Genomic DNA, 17,199 nt, shown 5'->3' on the forward strand with positions numbered 1-17,199 from the left:
ATTCACGAGGAGTAGATATAAGAAACCGAGTTTAACGTACTGGCAGAGAATGATGATGGCAGAAAGAAAAAATAGACTCCTCTTAACCGCTTTTTTAGCGCTAATGCTTAGCGCCTGCAGTGCGCCCCAGCAGGAAAGTCAGTCTGCGAAGGCGAGTCGCCCGATTGTTCACACCGCGGCGATGGAGCTGGCCTGTAAAAATCAGGCGGCATACCGCTATAACACTCAGCCGCAGCGCATCAATCTGTCAGAATTTAAACAGTACCAGGCAAGCTATGAAATGATGGGCAGCACCACCCGCAAAGAGGGTTTCACCTGCTCGTTTGACGAAAGTGGTCAATTTTCACACCTTTCCAGCCGCGAAAACCTCAACCAACGGGCAACAACCTGACGCCTTTTTCCCTCACGGCCGTTCCGTTGCCGTGTTGATACAACTCGACCGCGTTTGCGTATATACTGGCCGCTTCTCTTAAATCCACCGAACGCGTGCGAATTCAACATGCAAAAGTTTGATACCAAGACCTTTCAAGGCCTGATCCTGACTTTACAGGACTACTGGGCTCGCCAGGGCTGCACCATTGTTCAACCTTTGGACATGGAAGTGGGCGCAGGCACCTCTCACCCGATGACCTGTCTGCGTGCCTTAGGGCCGGAGCCAATGGCCACCGCTTATGTGCAGCCGTCCCGCCGTCCTACCGATGGCCGCTATGGCGAAAACCCGAACCGTTTACAGCACTACTATCAGTTCCAGGTGGTGATTAAGCCTTCTCCGGACAACATTCAGGAGCTGTACCTCGGGTCGCTGAAAGAGCTGGGTATGGATCCGGAGATCCATGACATTCGCTTCGTGGAAGATAACTGGGAAAACCCAACGCTTGGCGCATGGGGCCTGGGCTGGGAAGTCTGGCTCAACGGCATGGAAGTGACGCAGTTCACCTACTTCCAGCAGGTCGGTGGCCTGGAGTGTAAGCCGGTGACCGGCGAAATCACCTACGGTTTAGAGCGTCTTGCTATGTACATTCAGGGCGTAGACAGCGTTTACGACCTCGTGTGGAGCGACGGCCCGCTGGGTAAAACCACCTACGGCGACGTGTTCCACCAGAACGAAGTGGAGCAGTCCACCTATAACTTCGAATACGCTGACGTGGACTTCCTGTTCACCTGCTTTGAGCAGTACGAGAAAGAAGCCCAGCAGCTGCTGGCGCTGGAAACTCCGCTGCCGCTGCCGGCCTACGAACGTATTCTGAAAGCCGCTCACAGCTTTAACCTGCTGGATGCGCGCAAGGCCATTTCCGTGACCGAGCGCCAGCGCTACATTCTGCGCATTCGCACCCTGACCAAAGCCGTGGCCGAAGCCTACTACGCTTCTCGTGAAGCGCTTGGCTTCCCGATGTGCAATAAGAAAAACTAAGAGGCCGCCATGTCTGAAAAAACTTTTCTGGTGGAGATCGGCACTGAAGAGCTGCCACCAAAAGCCCTGCGCAGCCTGGCTGAGTCCTTCGCTGCCAACGTTACCGCCGAGCTGGATGCGGCGAATATCGCCCACGGCGAAGTAAAATGGTTTGCGGCTCCGCGTCGCCTGGCGCTGAAAATCGCAAATCTGGCGGCTTCTCAGCCGGATCGTGAAGTCGAAAAGCGTGGCCCTGCGGTGTCTGCGGCGTTTGATGCCGAAGGCAAACCAAGCAAAGCCGCCGAAGGCTGGGCTCGTGGCTGCGGAATTACCGTTGACCAGGCCGAGCGCCTGGCGACCGACAAAGGCGAATGGCTGATGTACCGCGCCCACGTGAAGGGCGAAAGCGTGCAGGCTCTGCTGCCGAACATGATCGCCACCTCGCTGGCGAAGCTGCCGATTCCTAAGCTGATGCGCTGGGGCGCGTCCGATATCCAGTTCGTACGTCCGATTCATACCGTGACGCTGCTGCTGGGTGACGAACTGGTGCCTGCCACCATCCTGGGTATTCAGTCCGACCGCGTCATTCGCGGCCATCGCTTTATGGGCGAGCCGGAGTTCACCCTCGACAATGCTGACCAGTATCCTCAAGTCCTGCAGGAGCGCGGGAAGGTCATTGCCGATTACGAAGCGCGTAAAGCCGTCATCAAACGTGATGCCGAAGAAGCCGCCCGTAAAATTGGCGGTCAGGCTGACCTGAGTGAAAGCCTGCTGGAAGAAGTGACCTCGCTGGTGGAATGGCCGGTGGTGCTGACTGCGAAGTTCGAAGAGAAATTCCTGGCCGTGCCTGCCGAAGCGCTGGTTTACACCATGAAGGGTGACCAGAAGTACTTCCCGGTCTACGCTACCGACGGCAAACTGCTGCCGAACTTTATCTTTGTGGCAAACATCGAGTCCAAAGACCCGGTGCAGATCATCTCCGGTAACGAGAAGGTGGTTCGCCCGCGTCTGGCGGATGCCGAGTTCTTCTTCAACACCGACCGTAAAAAGCGTCTGGAAGACAACCTGCCGCGTCTGGAAACCGTCCTGTTCCAGAAAGAGCTGGGTACGCTGCGCGACAAAACTAACCGCATCGAAGCGCTTTCCGGCTGGATCGCTGGCCAGATTGGCGCCGATGTGAACCACGCGACTCGCGCGGGCCTGCTGTCCAAATGCGACCTGATGACCAACATGGTGTTCGAGTTTACCGACACCCAGGGCGTGATGGGCATGCACTACGCGCGTCACGATGGCGAAGCGGAAGACGTAGCGGTTGCGCTGAACGAACAGTATCAGCCGCGCTTTGCGGGCGATGCCCTGCCGTCTAACCTGGTGGCCTGTGCGGTAGCGATTGCCGACAAGATGGATACCCTCGCCGGCATCTTCGGCATCGGCCAGCATCCAAAAGGCGATAAAGACCCGTTCGCGCTGCGCCGTGCCGCGCTGGGCGTGCTGCGTATTATCGTCGAGAAAAACCTGCCGCTGGATCTGCAGACCCTGACAGAAGAAGCGGTTCGCCTCTACGGCAGCAAGCTGACCAATACCAACGTGGTGGATGAGGTTATCGACTTTATGCTGGGTCGCTTCCGCACCTGGTATCAGGAAGAAGGCCACGCGGTTGACACCATCCAGGCGGTACTGGCGCGTCGTCCTACCAAACCGGCAGACTTCGACGCCCGTATGAAGGCGGTCTCCCACTTCCGTACTCTGGAAGCGGCGGCCTCTCTGGCGGCGGCTAACAAGCGTGTTTCCAACATCCTTGCCAAGTCGGACGAAGTGCTGAACGACACCGTGCGTGCTTCCGTGCTGAAAGAAGCCGAAGAAATTCGTCTGGCGACCAGCGTGGTTGTGCTGCGCGATAAGCTGCAGCCTTACTTCGCCGAAGGTCGTTATCAGGAGGCCCTGGAAGAGCTGGCTAACCTGCGCGAGCCGGTAGATGCCTTCTTCGACAAGGTGATGGTGAACGCGGAAGATAAAGATCTGCGCATCAACCGCCTGACGCTGCTGACCAGGCTGCGCGAGCTGTTCCTGCAGGTGGCGGACATCTCCCTGCTGCAGTAATCGCTTAAAAGTCCGTCGCTATCAGAAACCCGCTTCGGCGGGTTTTTTATTGATTTTTTTACTTTCAAAAATCAAGGGATTAACAAAAAGTTGCGCCTGAGGCGGTAAGGTAAATCTGCGACGAACCGATATATCTTCTATTGGTCATTACCTCAGGAGCGTTCGGCGCTATGAAAAATATCAAAGTTATTACCGGCATCGTGGCTACGCTCGGGATCTTCAGCGTGTTATTGCTGGTGACCGGGGCACTGTTCTACTCTTCCGTCAGCAGCGATCGTCTTAACTTCCAGAATACCGGCCTGCTTAACTACCAGCAGCAGCAGCTTGGCGGCAGTTTTCAGACGCTGGTGGAAACCCGCGTGACCATCAACCGCGTCGCGATTCGGGTGCTGAAAAACCAGCGCGATCCCGCTTCGCTGGAGGCCATGAATAAGCTGCTGGCGAATGCCGGCGCGCTGCTGGCCGAGGCGCAAAAACAGTTCTCCAGCTATATGGACTCCGAAGATGTGCCGGGCCAGGATAAGGCCCTCGACGACAAAGCGGCCGCCAGCTTTAAGCAGATGCACGACGTCATGGAGCAGTCCATCCAGTTCCTGAAGGCCGATAATTACCAGGCCTACGGCAACCTTGATGCTCAGCAGGCGCAGGATGATTTCAAAGCCGTTTACGGCCAGTGGCTGACTCAGAATACCCGCCTGTTGAAGGCCGCCAGCGAGCAGAACCAAAGCAGCTATCACGGCATGCTCTGGACGCTGGGCACCATTTTTCTGATTGTGATCGCCGCGCTGGTCGCCATCTGGCTTGGCCTGCAGCGCGTGCTGCTGTGGCCGCTGAAAACCGTGATGGCCCATATCCAGGCTATCTCCGACGGGGATTTAACCCGTACCATTGACGCCGAAGGGCGCAGCGAAATGAGCCGCCTTTCAGCCGGGCTTAAATCCATGCAGCAGTCGCTGGCGAAGACCGTGAGCGTGGTGCGCGACAATGCTGATTCTATCTATACTGGCGCCAGCGAAATATCCGCCGGCAGCAGCGATCTTTCCTCCCGTACAGAGCAGCAGGCGGCGGCGCTGGAAGAGACGGCGGCCAGCATGGAGCAGCTTACCGCCACCGTGAAGCAGAACACCGACAACGCGCGCCAGGCGACCGGCCTTGCAAAAAATGCCTCCGAAACCGCGCAGAGAGGCGGGCGAGTGGTGGACAGCGTGGTCAGCACCATGAACGAAATCGCCGAAAGCTCCGGCAAAATCGTCGATATCACCAGCGTCATCGACAGCATTGCCTTCCAGACCAATATTCTGGCGCTTAATGCCGCCGTAGAGGCGGCTCGTGCGGGTGAGCAAGGCCGTGGCTTTGCGGTTGTTGCGGGGGAGGTCAGAACGCTGGCAAGCCGCAGCGCGCAGGCTGCGAAAGAGATTAAGGTGCTGATTGAGAACTCTGTTTCGCGCATTGATACGGGCTCCAGCCAGGTGCGCGAGGCGGGTTCAACCATGAAAGAGATCGTTTCGGCGGTCACCCGCGTGACCGACATTATGGGGGAAATCGCTTCTGCTTCCGAAGAGCAGAGCAAAGGCATTGAGCAGGTGGCGCAGGCAGTGTCCGAGATGGACAGCGTGACCCAGCAGAACGCCTCGCTGGTGGAAGAGTCTGCCTCTGCCGCGGCGGCGCTGGAGGATCAGGCGAGCGGGCTGCGTCAGGCAGTGGCCGTGTTCCAGCTTCAGCAGGCGGGAGGACGTCGGGTAGCGCCCGTGCAGGAGAAAGCTCATCCGCCGCTGGCGACGTTAAAACCGCAGCCAGCGGCGGCAAGCGATGCCAACTGGGAGACCTTCTGACCCCTTTGTAACGGCCATCGATTCACTAAGCCGCCCTGCGCGGCGGCTTTCAAAAAACGTGCTGCTGGCTTATGGATGGCGCCAACGGGGCATATCGCTAAAAATTCTGGCGCTCAGCCCGCAGTACAACGATACCGGGTTTTGGGCTCATATATTCCAGAAACGGGGTATCCACCACTTTTCTGTTGGCGGCCAACGAAGAGGCATTTCTGAACCATACCTGCCCGTTATGGCGTACCACAATACCCACATGTGAAACGTCCAGGCCTTCAAGCGGGGAGTAAACGCCAACATAATCCCCGGTATTAAGACGGCTAAGAACCTGCTCGTTAAGCGCTTTTCCGGGAATATAATTTATTTTGCGGGGATGAATACCCAGCCCGGGGATATACTCACCTCCGCCCGTTTTGCGGTTAAGCTGTTTGAGAACGGTGGCATAGTCAGGGCTGATTTCGGCCGTGACGTCCCTGGCATTGATCGGTTTTGTGGCAAACCAGTCAGTAAAGAAGTGCCGACGGCTAAGGTAGCTAACCTTCCCCTCGACATAGCGAACTCTCGTCAGATTTTGCAGAAAAGAGTTCTGGTCACGGCTGTGGGTCAGGGCCTCAATGTAGTCGGCGAGAGTAAAGCAGTCCAGGCCGTTGAAATTGACGACAAGCGCTTCAGGAACGCCCGGGCCGCCAACGAGCGTATTCGCCTGGTATGGCGTATCGAGAAAAGCAGACGACACACGACTAATGATTTCCCCCTGTTTTTCACCGGCAGAGGGAATGACCGCCGACTGGATAATATGGCTGACTTTCTCCGCCGTCGCGCGGTCCATGATGGTCTGATATTTTGCTGACCCGGGCTTTGCGCATCCGGTCAAACATGCCGATATAAGTAAAACTATCCCTACGTTTACCTTCATTATTATCTTCCTGATAAATAAAAAACCGGCTTTTATCTTTCAGGGTGATGATGATGATGGGTACAAAAAAACGGCACTGATTGACGAATGGTTGAAAAAAAAGCGCCTGAAGGCCGAAGGGTGTGATTGATATCACAGAATTGAGCTGGAGTCGGAGGATAAACCCCGCTTCTGGCGGGGTTATTGTCTAACCAACTAACGGGTTCTAACTGATTAACTGCTTACTGAGGCCTGGGTTGGCCTGAATCAGACGCATCAATTTCATTTCGGTGTTTGAAGGCTTGAGTCGTCTTGACTCCCACTCCTGCACCATCGTGACGCTAACCCCCATCGCCTGAGCAAAATCATCGATTTTTAGTCCGGTGCTTATACGTAGCTGCTCAAACTCTGAAAAGGTATTTGGTTTCTGACTTAGGCTAACGGCCTGATTATCTTTAAAAACAATCTGCTCAAGACTGCTAAGCAGCTCAATCATTGGATCTTTATATTCCATTGACAACTCCTCATAAATCACACAGCGAGAACGTGAACGCAAAGAAGCCTATTAACTGTAGCTGGATTTAAAGCGTGCGTGGGATCACGTTCATGAATAAGCATGCTGTAAAAAATGCTTATGCGTTTCAGCTGAATGTCCAGTCGAAGTAAGCGCTTGAAAAGGCTCCTGTGGCGAGGGTTAGTATAAATGTGTAAATAGTTATGCGAATCCTTAGCAAGCGAATGCCGGGTTTGCCCTGTCGGGCCTTTCTCCCTTTTCGTTGCAGGACGGGAGAAGCATGAGAGATTGTTGCGAAAGGGTATCTTGCGAAGGGCGGTTGGACTATTCTTAGCATCGATATTGGGTGGCAATTTGCCAGATAGTGCATTGGTGACAGGAGTAGAAATGATGGCGACAGGTAAGTCCTGGTCTCGCTGGTTTGCGCCGCTGGCGGCGTTATTAATGGTGGTGAGCCTGAGTGGGTGCTTCGATAAAGAAGGCGACCAGCGCAAGGCGTTCATCGATTTTCTGCAAAATACGGCTATGCGTAGCGGCGACCGCCTGCCAACGCTGACGTCCGATCAGAAAAAACAGTTTGGTCCGCTGGTCTCCGACTACGCCATTCTGTACGGTTTTTCCCAGCAGGTTAGCCAGGCCATGGACGAAGGCATGAAGCCGGTGGTGGATAGCGTGAACAGCATCCGCGCTCCGCAGGATTATATGACCCAGCGTGACGCGCTGCGCCAGGCTAACGGCTCGCTGAACGTTTTAGGTCAGCAGGTACAGAATGCCAAAATGCAGGCCGACGGTGCGCTTGCGGCGCTGAAACAGCCTGACGATTTGAAAACCGTTTATTATCAGGTTTACCAGAAAGTGGTCACTGGCCCGGCTAACGCCATGGCTCCGCTGATCCCGGCAGCACAGACCCTGACCCAGCAGCTGGTGCAGGTGGGTGATTTTATCGCTCAGCAGGGGACTCAGGTGGGCTTTGCTAACGGCGGTATTCAGTTCCCGACTTCCCAGCAGGCAAGCCAGTACAACTCGCTGATTGGCCCGCTGTCTGCCCAGCATCAGGCGTTTACTCAGGCCTGGAGCGCGGCGCAGACTGCCATGCAGTAAGCTGATTCGCTAAGAAAAGGCGGAGCGCTTAACGGCGACTCCGCCTTTTTTATGGACAGAGAAACCGAACTATTTCAGCACCTGCGGGTTCACGCAGTTCACTTCCACCTTGCCGGTCAGCGCGGTAATCAGGTTCTCCACCGCGCATTCCGCCATGCCGTAGCGGGTTTCATGGGTGGCAGAGCCGATATGCGGTAGGGCCACAACGTTTGGCATACCAAGCAGCGGTGAATCCAGCGGCAGCGGCTCCTGCTCAAAGACATCCAGCCCGGCGGCGTGAATTTTCCCCTCTGTCAGCGCCTGAATCAGCGCCTTCTCGTCAACCACCGGGCCGCGCCCGACGTTGATCAGAATGGCTGAAGACTTCATCTTCGCAAGTTGCTTCGCGCCAATCAGGTGGCGGGTTTCTTCGCTTAGCGGCAGCAGAATACACACGAAGTCAGACTCTGCCAGCAGAGTGTCCAGGTCGCAGTAGCGGGCGTTAAAACGCTCCTCAGCTTCTTTATGGTGGCGGCGTGCGTTGTACAAAATCGGCATGCTGAAACCGAAATGCGCGCGCTGCGCCAGCGCCAGGCCAATACGCCCCATCCCCAGAATACCGAGCGTTTTATGGTGTACGTCTATGCCAAACCAGTCCGCGCCGATGCTGCTTTGCCATTCGCCAGCCTTCACTCGCTCGGCGACCTCCACCACGCGGCGTGCGCTGGACAGGATCAGGGCCATTGCGGTGTCGGCGACGGTTTCGGTCAGCACCGTCGGGGTATGCATCAGAACAATGCCGCGTTCGTTAAGGGCGTCCACGTTGAAGTTGTCGTAGCCGACAGACACGGTAGAAGCTGCACGCAGCTTTGGCGTATTGGCCAGAAACGCGCCGTCGACTTTGCCGCCGGAGCCCAGGATACCTTCCGCGCCGGCAAAGAGCGCCGCGTTCGCTTTCACGGTTTCCGGGCTGATATCGTCAAGCTGAGTCACGGTAAAGTGGCTTTCAAGGCGGGACAGCAGATTTTCAGGCAGCGTCTTGTAGAGGATGACGGACGGCTTCATGAGATTCTCCGTTTTCGGTTAAACGCGAACCGGGCGACAAGGCGCCCGGCGCGAGGTCAGGCGTGATGTGCGCCGGACGGTATTTGTTGATGGTTAGCAGGCTTAACAATCAGAGTAAGCCATACCGAGGCGAGCAGCGCCAGCCCCATAAAGATATAGGACGCCGCCGGGCTGCCCGTGGCTCCGTTCAGGTAGCCCACAAACCAGGAGCCGATGAAGGAGCCCAGCGCCCCCATGCTGTTAATCAGGGCCATCGCGCCGCCGGCAACGTTCCTCGGCAGCATCTCAGGGATAATGGCGAAAAACGGGCCGTAGGGGGGCGTACATGGCGGCACCGGCAATCACCAGCAGCGTATAGGAGACCCAGAAATGGTTGGCGCCGACCAGCCACGAACCGAGGAATGCCAGCGCGCCAATCAACAGCAGCGGCCAGACGAAAAGCTTACGGTTTTGCATTTTGTCCGACGCCCAGGAGACGGCGATCATCGCGATGGTCGCGGCAAGATACGGCACGGAAGAGAGCCAGCCGACCTCTACCATGTCCATCCCTGCCGCACCCGCGCTGCGGATAATCGACGGTAGCCACAGCACGAAACCGTATACGCCGATGCTCCAGGCAAAATACTGCATACACAGGATAACCACGTTACGTGACCGGAAGGCTTCACCGTAGTTACGAACGGCTTTGATCCCCTCCTGCTCTTTCTGCAGCTGCGCCTGCAAGGCGGACTTTTCAGCGTCGGACAGCCAGCCCACCTGCGCAGGTTTATCTTTTACCAGCACCCACCAGGCAAACGCCCAGATTACCGCCGGGATCCCCTCGAAGATAAACATCTCGCGCCAGCCGAAGGCCTGAATCAGGTAGCCGGAGACCACCGACATCCACAGCACGGTGACCGGGTTACCGAGGATCAGGAAAGTGTTGGCGCGGGAGCGTTCGGATTGGGTAAACCAGTTGCTGATGTAAATCAGCATCGCCGGCATTACCGCCGCTTCCACCACGCCCAGAACAAAGCGTATAGCGGCCAGCATGGGAATGTTGCTCACCACGCCGGTCAGCGAGGCGCAGCCGCCCCATAAGATCAGGCAGACGAAGATAAGCTTGCGAACGCTGCGGCGCTCGGCGTACATCGCCCCGGGGATTTGGAAGAAGAAGTAGCCGAGGAAGAACAGCGCGCCCAGCAACGATGAAATACCTTTGGTGATGCCGAGGTCGTCATTGATCCCCGCCGCGGAGGCGAAGCTGAAATTGGCGCGGTCGAGGTAGGCCAGGCTATACGTGATAAACACGATAGGCATGATGTACCACCAGCGCTTTGGCGCGATTGTCTGGTTTTTCATGAGAGTGCCTCTATCTTGAGGTTAACCGTATCGCTTTGTTTGTAGGGGACAGAGCGATGGATTTGGCGTTATTCGCCCAGTGCGCTTCGGGTCGGAAGCCCTTCGCTGTCACCGATGACCTGTATTGCCAGCGAGCCGATTTTGTTGCCCCGGCTGACGGCCTGATGCAAAGATTTCCCTTCCAGCAGGGCGCTTATCACCCCGACCGCAAAGCCGTCTCCGGCGCCTACGGTATCCACGACGTTGTCTACTTTTACCGCCGCGACCGCGCCTTTCTCGCCGTCTGCGGTTTTATACCAGGCGCCGTCCGCACCAGTTTTCAGCACGACGACCTTCACGCCCTGTTCAAGATAAAAATCGGCGATCCCTTCCGGCGTGTTTTGCCCGGTCAGCACGATGCCTTCCTTCACGCCGGGGAGTACCCAGTCGGCCTGGAAAGCCAGCTGATTAAGCTGCTTTACCATTTCGGCTTCGCTGCGCCACAGCACCGGGCGCAGATTCGGGTCAAAGGAGATCGTTTTGCCCTGCTGTTTCATCGTTTTTGCCGCGTGGTTCAGCAACTCCAGAGAAGTCTCTGAGAGTGCTGCCGCTACGCCGCTCAGGTGCAGATGGCGCGCCGAGAGAAAGTATTCGTCATTGAAATCTGCCACCGACAGGTGGCTGGCGGCGGAGCCTTTGCGGAAGTATTCCACGATGGGATCGGTTCCATCTTCGACTTTGGATTTGAGCTGAAAGCCGGTGCGGTAGTGCTCATCTACGGTGACGCCGCGGCCGTCGATGTTTTCCTTCGCCAGCTGCTGCAGCACGTAGCGGCCAAAGGAATCATTGCCCACGCGGCTGACCCAGCCTACGTTCAGGCCCAGACGAGCAAGCCCTGTAGCCACATTGAGCTCAGCGCCAGCCGCGCGCTTCACAAAATGTTCGGCAGCGGCGAGATCGCCGGTTTCTCTGGCGACGAACATCGCCATCGCCTCACCTATCGTGATGACATCCAGCTTATTCATGGTTACTCCTCGCGTAGCAAATTGACGTAATGACGGGTGACCGCGACCAGGTCTCGTCCTTCCAGCGGAAACTCAATGCCGCGCGGGGCATCTGGCGGCAGCATATTGAGCAGCCCTTTCCAGTCTGAACTGGCGTCATCCAGCGCAACGGCGCGGTAGTGGTTATGGTGGGCGACCGCCGTTTTCACATGGATATAGCTTACGGAAGGGGCCAGCACGCGCGCGGCCTGCTGCGGGGAGTCATCCACCCATAGCCAGTTTGCCATGTCGAAGGTGAGCGTGACCGGCAGCTTATGAACGCCGCAGGCGGCCTGGAAGCGCTGCATTGGGGCCAGCTTGCCGCTGTCGGTCTGGTCGTTTTCGACCACCAGCGCGACGGGACTTTCGCTTAACCACTTCTGCAGCGTGTGGAACATTCGGGCGTCGTTGAACTCTCCGAGAGAGAGTTTGAGCCAGCGGGCATTCAGCTGGTGGGCTTCCTGTAGAAGCGAGGGAATAAGCGGGTTCAGCTGACCGCCGCCGGTAAAAAGCGGCTCCGGCGCGGAGTAGCAGGCTTCCAGACCATGCTGCGTGATTTCACCTGCCATCGTCGACAGGAAATCTAACTGCGCGTCATTAAACAGCTCGCGGCGGATCTCAACGCCGTCTGCACCGGCTTCAGCAATGATGGGCAGCAATGCCTGCTGCCCGCCGAGGGCGGCAATGCGATCGTGGCCGTAGGCGGCGGTGACAACGATAATTTTTCGCGGCATGGCGGTCTCCAGGGCGATAACAGCTAACTAACGATGTTATTACGCTAGATGGAACCGGTTCCAAAGAAAAGGCCATGCTTGCTAATTTATGAGCGACATCACGAACAAAAGATTTAGCGGGAGGTTGAGCCGCGCACGATAAGCTCGCCGGAAAAGTGCTGCTCGCGCACGGTTTCAACGGCGCCTTCAATGCGCCTCACCACCTGCTCCAGCGCGGCATAGCCTATCTGCCAGGTCGGCTGTTTCAGAGTGGTAATGCCAACGCCGGCAAGCTCCGCCCATTCCAGCTCGTCAAAGCCCAGCAGGCCGATATCGCTTCCCCAGTTCAGGCCGATGCGGCGTAATGAGCGGGCAACCTGCAGGGTCAGCGCGCCGTTGGCGGAGATCACCGCTTTGCGCATTCCGCGGTGGCGGGTGTGGAACTGGCGCAGCGTGTTGTCGATTAACTCAGCCTCATGCAGCGGTGTTTCGGCATTTTCAGCAATAACGCCGGGATAACGCTCCAGCGTGCTGCGAAATGCTCGCAAACGCTCGCGACGGGTATTTACCATGCCCAGAGGTTCACTGGAGGAACAGAATAGCTTCGAAACCCTGCTCAATGAGGTGTTCGGTGGCGGTGGTAGCGGCCTGAGTATTATCCAGCCCGACCACGTCGCAGGCAAAATCCGGAATTTTGCGGTCGATAAGCACCATCGGTAGCGCGGACTGCTGCAGGCGGTTTAGCCCCTCTTCGCGCATCCCTACCGCATTGACCACGATCCCCTCAACCTGATAGCTGCGCAGCAGGTCGAGATAGTGCAGCTCCTGATCGACTTCGTTGTTGGTATTACACACCAGCGGCGTAAAGCCTTTCTCGCGGCAGGCGGCTTCAATGCCGCTTAATACATCGACGGAGTAGGGATTGGTGATATCGGCAATGATCAGGCCGATAAGCCGGGTGCGGCCTCGCTTCAGGCCTCGCGCCATCTGGCTGGGACGGTAATCGAGATCGGCAATGGCGCGCTCAATGCGGCCACGGAGGTCGTCGGACAGCGCGTTTTTGCTCGCCGTTAAGATAGCGGGAAACGCTGGTCTTCCCGGTCTTTGCCGCTTTTGCGACATCGCTTATCGTAGGGCGTGCTGCCTTGCCGTTCATAGCCGTCTCCAAAGGGGTAACCCTGCGGAGAGTAACATATTTTATGCGAGGGAAAGGCGACTGCGGAGCATTATGCTGCGCTGGTTGAACGCCTGAAATAATTAAACAGAGTTTCTGCGAGAAGGATTCCTGCTTTGCCAACGGCCACTTTCTGGCTGCTTCGTCTCCTCATATTCTTTCCGCTCACCCTTCACCGATGCGCCATTCTTTTGTTGCGCATAAAGGAACAGCATCGTAATGTTCCTCTTAACGGAACGCTATCAGGATGATTCAAAAGCTTCAGGCATAAAGGACTGCGGGATCTCTTCATAAAAAGTCAAACCCGAGGAGTGCGTTTTTGAGCATATCAACAGGCTACGGGCGAGGCTGGCTGTTATTGATGCTGCAAGTAAGATTAGCGACATCGACTTACCGGGCTATCGTTTGCATGCCCTGCAGGGAGAGCGGGAGTCCATTTGGGCAATTAATGTTTCAGGTAACTGGCGATTAACTTTCGAGTTTTGGCAAGGTGATGCCTGGCTACTGGATTATGAGGACTATCACTGATGAAAATGGCAAATCCTCCCCACCCGGGATTAATTATTCAGGAATCTCTTGAGGAGCTAAACGTAAGTTTGCGTGACTTTGCTCGAGCCATGGACATTGCTCCTTCAACGGCCAGCCGCTTGCTGACGGGCAAAGCGGCATTAACGCCTGAAATGGCGGTTAAGCTCTCTATCGTTGATCGGGAGTTCACCTGAAGTCTGGATGAAGCTTCAGAACGCCTTTAGTCTTGCTCAGGGCCGAGAAGTCCGTGGACACGTCGCGCCTTCATCGTCTGGTCCTGGCCCGGACAGGCGTCTAGCTCAGGCAAACCGTGCCACGGCGGTGGCAAACTTAAAGGTATTCCGGGTAGTACAGTAGCGGCTCCATTTTTTGGTGGAGAATGCGCAGGATAAAAATGTCCTTTTCACGTTTTCGATAAAAAATAGCGTGGAGGCGATAATCGACCCGGCGGATATTTTCATCGATCTCCGGGTACTCCCATCCCATCAAAGGGGAGCGGACAATCGAATCCAGCACGTTTTCCATGGCTTCCGTGTAGTCGTCTGCCTGCTGCTCACCGAAATTGCGCCACGTATATTCGTAGATGTCGGCAAAGAAAAACCGACGTTCTCACGCCGGTTTCCTTTTTTTACTGTCGGAGAAGTTAACGCAGTTCCCCATTAACATCCTGATCGACCGCAAAACACGCCACCAGCTGGCCGTTGCCGTAGTCTTTCAGCTGCGGCTGAAGCTGGGTGCATGGCCCGAAGCGACGGCTGCAGCGGGCGTTAAAGGCGCAGCCCGGCGGCGGGTTCAGCGGGCTTGGCAGCTCGCCGGTCAGCTTGATGCGTTCGCGACGCTCGTCCGGGTTCAGGCGCGGCGTAGCGGACAGCAGCGCCTGGGTGTACGGGTGCAGCGGATTAGAGAAAATCTGCTCTTTGCTGCCTTTCTCCACGCAGCGGCCCAGGTACATCACCATCACTTCATCGGCGATGTGCTCCACCACCGACAGGTCGTGGGAGATGAAGACATAGGACAGCCCCAGATCCTGCTGCAGGTCCATCATCAGGTTCAGCACCTGCGCACGCACCGAAACGTCCAGCGCGGAGACTGGCTCGTCGGCAATCACCACGTCCGGGTCAAGCATCAGGCCGCGGGCGATAGCGATACGCTGGCGCTGGCCGCCGGAGAACATGTGCGGGTAGCGGTCGTAGTGCTCGGTTTTAAGCCCCACTTTCGCCATCATCTCCAGCGCTTTTTCACGGCGCTCGGCTTTGCTTAGCTTAGTGTTAATTTGCAGCGGCTCTTCCAGAATCTGCCCGACTTTTTTACGCGGGTTCAGCGAGCCGTAAGGGTTCTGGAACACGATCTGGATTTTCTGACGGCGCAGTTTTTCCGCTGAAACGTCCGGGACCAGCAGATCCTGGCCCTGGTAGTAAAGCTCGCCGCCGGTCGGGACTTCGATCATGGTCAGCAGGCGGCCAAGGGTGGATTTCCCGCACCCTGACTCGCCGACGACCGCCAGCGTTTTACCGCGCTCAAGGCTAAAGCTCACGCCGTCCAGCGCCTTCACCAGGCGTTCAGGGGCAAAAAAGCCCTTCTTCACCGGGTAGTGTTTTTTCAGGTCGATGGCCTGCAACAGCGGTTGCGCGGTGGCCTGTGGGGTACTCATAGGGTTGGCCTCCCGGCATCATCGAGTGGGTAGTGGCATTTGGACTGACGCCCGTCTGCCAGCAGGGTTAATTCCGGCTCTTCGCTGCGGCATTTGTCTGTCGCATACGGGCAGCGCGGGTTCAGCAGGCAGCCGTTCGGTCGGTCGTATTTGCCCGGCACCACGCCCGGCAGCGAAGCCAGACGTGCTTTATCCTGAGCAAATTCCGGCAGCGCACGGAGCAGCGCCTGGGTGTACGGGTGGCGAGGCGCACGGAAGATATCGTGGGACGAGCCCGCTTCCACGACCTGGCCTGCGTACATGACGATGATTTTATGGGCGGCTTCGGCAACCAGCGCAAGGTCATGGGTGATCAGGATCAGCGCCATGTTCTCTTTTTGCTGCAGCTCCAGCAGCAGCTCGATGATCTGCGCCTGAATGGTCACGTCTAGCGCGGTGGTTGGCTCATCGGCAATCAGCAGCTTAGGACGACAGGCGATCGCCATGGCGATCATTACGCGCTGGCTCATCCCGCCGGAGAGCTGGTGCGGGTAAACGTCGAGGCGCGAAGCCGGGTCAGGAATACCCACCTGGGTCAGCAGGTCGATTGCGCGCTGGCGACGGGTTTTCTTGTTGCCGCCCTGATGCACCTTAATGGCTTCCATAATCTGGAAACCAACGGTGTAGCAAGGGTTCAGGCTGGTCATCGGGTCCTGGAAGATCATCGCCACTTCGGCACCCACCAGGTTGCGGCGCTCCTTCTCGGAGATACGCTTCAGGTCGCGACCGTTGAACTCCAGTTTCTCCGGCATCACGCGGCCTGGGAAGTCGATAAGCCCCATAATCGCCAGCGAGCTGACGGATTTACCGGAGCCGGACTCCCCGACGATGCCGACAACCTCGCCCTGATTCACGCTATAGCTGATGCGGTCCACGGCACGGAACGGTGCGCCTTCGTCGCCGAAATGCACCGATAATTTATCTACATTTAATAACGCCATCTCGAACCTCTTACTGCTTCAGTTTGGGATCGAGCGCGTCACGCAGACCGTCACCCATCAGGTTAAATGCCAGCACCGTCAGCAGGATTGCCAGACCCGGGAAGGTCACAACCCACCAGGCACTCTGCGCGAACTGCAACACGTCGGCGAGCATGGTGCCCCCACTCCGGTGTTGGCGGCTGCGCACCCATGCCGAGGAAGCCAAGGGCGGCCATATCGAGAATGGCGTTCGAGAAGCCAAGCGACGCCTGAACGATCAGCGGCGCAAGGGTATTCGGGAAGATATTCACAAACATCTGGCGAACCGGGCCAGCGCCCGCAACGCGGGAAGCGGTAACGTAGTCGCGGTTAACTTCCACCAGCACCGCAGCGCGCGTCAGGCGCACATAGTGCGGCAGCGCAACGAAGGTCAGCGCCAGCGCGGCGTTACCAATGGACGGCCGAAGATAGCCACCAGCACCAGCGCCAGCAGCAGGCTTGGCAGGGCCAGCATGATATCGACCACGCGCATGATGATGTTGTCGACCACGCCGCCGAAGTAACCGGCGACCAGGCCAAGCACAATTCCCATCACCAAAGACAGGACGACCACCAGACAGCCGACAAGCAGCGACAGGCGAGCGCCATACATCAGGCGGGAAAGGACGTCGCGGCCGACGTCATCGGTGCCGAGGATATAGCTCCAGCTTCCGCCTTCCTGCCAGACCGGCGGATGCAGCAGCGCGTCGCGGAACTGCTCGGCGGGCGCGTGGGGAGCGATAAAGTTAGCGAACACGGCGATAAAGATCATTACGGCGACGTATACCAGGCCGATCACCGCGCCTTTATTGCGTTTGAAGTAGTGCCAGAACTCCTGGAAAGGCGTCATCGGCTTGGGTGCTGCCACCACTTTATTTTCTGTCAGTTGCGTCATGATGGCC

The 17,199-nt window shown here is 57.1% G+C and carries 13 protein-coding genes and 5 pseudogenes; 7 read left to right on the forward strand and 11 right to left on the reverse strand.

Annotated elements, in window-relative coordinates; translation table 11 throughout:
• The first annotated feature begins 52 nt into the window (after positions 1 to 52).
• The 4 genes from EL098_RS22820 to tcp all read left to right on the forward strand — a co-directional run bounded on the left by EL098_RS22820 (position 53) and on the right by tcp (position 5,322).
• Positions 53 to 391 carry a YsaB family lipoprotein gene (locus tag EL098_RS22820; protein ID WP_126358536.1) on the forward strand — a complete coding sequence of 113 codons (339 nt, stop codon included), beginning with the start codon at positions 53 to 55 and terminating at the stop codon, positions 389 to 391.
• A 108-nt stretch (positions 392 to 499) separates the two neighbouring features.
• Positions 500 to 1,411 carry a glycine--tRNA ligase subunit alpha gene (glyQ, locus tag EL098_RS22825; protein WP_039298895.1) on the forward strand — a complete coding sequence of 304 codons (912 nt, stop codon included), beginning with the start codon at positions 500 to 502 and terminating at the stop codon, positions 1,409 to 1,411.
• 9 nt (positions 1,412 to 1,420) lie between these two features.
• Complete coding sequence (glyS, locus tag EL098_RS22830) at positions 1,421 to 3,490, forward strand: glycine--tRNA ligase subunit beta (protein ID WP_126358269.1); 2,070 nt, start codon at positions 1,421 to 1,423, stop codon at positions 3,488 to 3,490.
• 170 nt (positions 3,491 to 3,660) lie between these two features.
• The gene (gene tcp / locus EL098_RS22835) at positions 3,661 to 5,322 is read left to right on the forward strand and encodes a methyl-accepting chemotaxis citrate transducer (RefSeq protein WP_126358270.1); all 1,662 of its coding nucleotides are present in this window, start codon (positions 3,661 to 3,663) and stop codon (positions 5,320 to 5,322) included.
• A gap of 97 nt (positions 5,323 to 5,419) precedes the next feature.
• On the opposite strand, the gene EL098_RS22840 is transcribed toward tcp, so the two are convergent.
• A complete protein-coding gene (locus EL098_RS22840) occupies positions 5,420 to 6,232 on the reverse strand; it encodes a DUF1460 domain-containing protein (RefSeq protein ID WP_126358271.1) in 813 nt (270 codons plus the stop codon).
• Between the two features lie 205 nt (positions 6,233 to 6,437).
• Positions 6,438 to 6,725: an HTH-type transcriptional regulator gene (locus EL098_RS22845; RefSeq protein ID WP_126358272.1), complete on the reverse strand. Its 288-nt coding sequence runs from the start codon at positions 6,723 to 6,725 to the stop codon at positions 6,438 to 6,440.
• Between the two features lie 390 nt (positions 6,726 to 7,115).
• Here EL098_RS22845 and EL098_RS22850 point away from each other — a divergent pair, with 390 nt between their 5' ends.
• Positions 7,116 to 7,826, forward strand: a complete 711-nt coding sequence (locus EL098_RS22850; RefSeq protein ID WP_038483066.1) for a DUF3053 domain-containing protein — start codon at positions 7,116 to 7,118, stop codon at positions 7,824 to 7,826.
• A gap of 69 nt (positions 7,827 to 7,895) precedes the next feature.
• On the opposite strand, the gene ghrB is transcribed toward EL098_RS22850, so the two are convergent.
• The 5 genes and pseudogenes from ghrB to EL098_RS22875 all read right to left on the reverse strand — a co-directional run bounded on the left by ghrB (position 7,896) and on the right by EL098_RS22875 (position 13,102).
• Complete coding sequence (ghrB, locus tag EL098_RS22855; protein WP_126358273.1) at positions 7,896 to 8,870, reverse strand: glyoxylate/hydroxypyruvate reductase GhrB; 975 nt, start codon at positions 8,868 to 8,870, stop codon at positions 7,896 to 7,898.
• A gap of 56 nt (positions 8,871 to 8,926) precedes the next feature.
• A pseudogene (locus tag EL098_RS22860) lies at positions 8,927 to 10,211 on the reverse strand (MFS transporter).
• Between the two features lie 68 nt (positions 10,212 to 10,279).
• Positions 10,280 to 11,215, reverse strand: a complete 936-nt coding sequence (locus EL098_RS22865) for a sugar kinase (RefSeq protein ID WP_126358274.1) — start codon at positions 11,213 to 11,215, stop codon at positions 10,280 to 10,282.
• A gap of 2 nt (positions 11,216 to 11,217) precedes the next feature.
• A complete protein-coding gene (locus EL098_RS22870) occupies positions 11,218 to 11,967 on the reverse strand; it encodes a sugar phosphate isomerase/epimerase family protein (protein WP_126358275.1) in 750 nt (249 codons plus the stop codon).
• Between the two features lie 113 nt (positions 11,968 to 12,080).
• Positions 12,081 to 13,102: pseudogene (locus EL098_RS22875) on the reverse strand (LacI family DNA-binding transcriptional regulator).
• Positions 13,103 to 13,395: 293 nt separating this feature from the next.
• On the opposite strand from EL098_RS22875, the pseudogene EL098_RS22880 reads away from it, so the two are divergent.
• Together EL098_RS22880 and EL098_RS22885 are read left to right on the forward strand one after the other, a co-directional pair.
• Positions 13,396 to 13,648 (forward strand): annotated as a pseudogene (locus EL098_RS22880) (type II toxin-antitoxin system RelE/ParE family toxin).
• A pseudogene (locus tag EL098_RS22885) lies at positions 13,648 to 13,946 on the forward strand (HigA family addiction module antitoxin). The pseudogenes EL098_RS22880 and EL098_RS22885 overlap by 1 nt, the downstream one beginning before the upstream one ends.
• Positions 13,947 to 13,978: 32 nt before the next feature.
• Here EL098_RS22885 and EL098_RS22890 read toward each other — a convergent pair.
• The 4 genes and pseudogenes from EL098_RS22890 to dppC form a co-directional block, all read right to left on the reverse strand.
• Entirely contained in the window at positions 13,979 to 14,233 is a 255-nt protein-coding gene (locus EL098_RS22890; RefSeq protein WP_126358276.1) for a type II toxin-antitoxin system RelE/ParE family toxin, read from the reverse strand.
• Between the two features lie 58 nt (positions 14,234 to 14,291).
• Complete coding sequence (gene dppF, locus EL098_RS22895) at positions 14,292 to 15,299, reverse strand: dipeptide ABC transporter ATP-binding subunit DppF (RefSeq protein ID WP_126358277.1); 1,008 nt, start codon at positions 15,297 to 15,299, stop codon at positions 14,292 to 14,294.
• On the reverse strand, positions 15,296 to 16,279 hold the full coding sequence (dppD, locus tag EL098_RS22900; protein ID WP_126358278.1) for a dipeptide ABC transporter ATP-binding protein: 984 nt from the start codon (positions 16,277 to 16,279) through the stop codon (positions 15,296 to 15,298). The genes dppF and dppD overlap by 4 nt, the downstream gene beginning before the upstream one ends.
• A 10-nt stretch (positions 16,280 to 16,289) precedes the next feature.
• Positions 16,290 to 17,192, reverse strand: a pseudogene (gene dppC, locus EL098_RS22905) (dipeptide ABC transporter permease DppC).
• Between the last annotated feature and the right edge of the window lie 7 nt (positions 17,193 to 17,199).

It is taken from the genome of Cedecea lapagei (genome assembly GCF_900635955.1).
Lineage (GTDB): Bacteria > Pseudomonadota > Gammaproteobacteria > Enterobacterales > Enterobacteriaceae > Cedecea > Cedecea lapagei.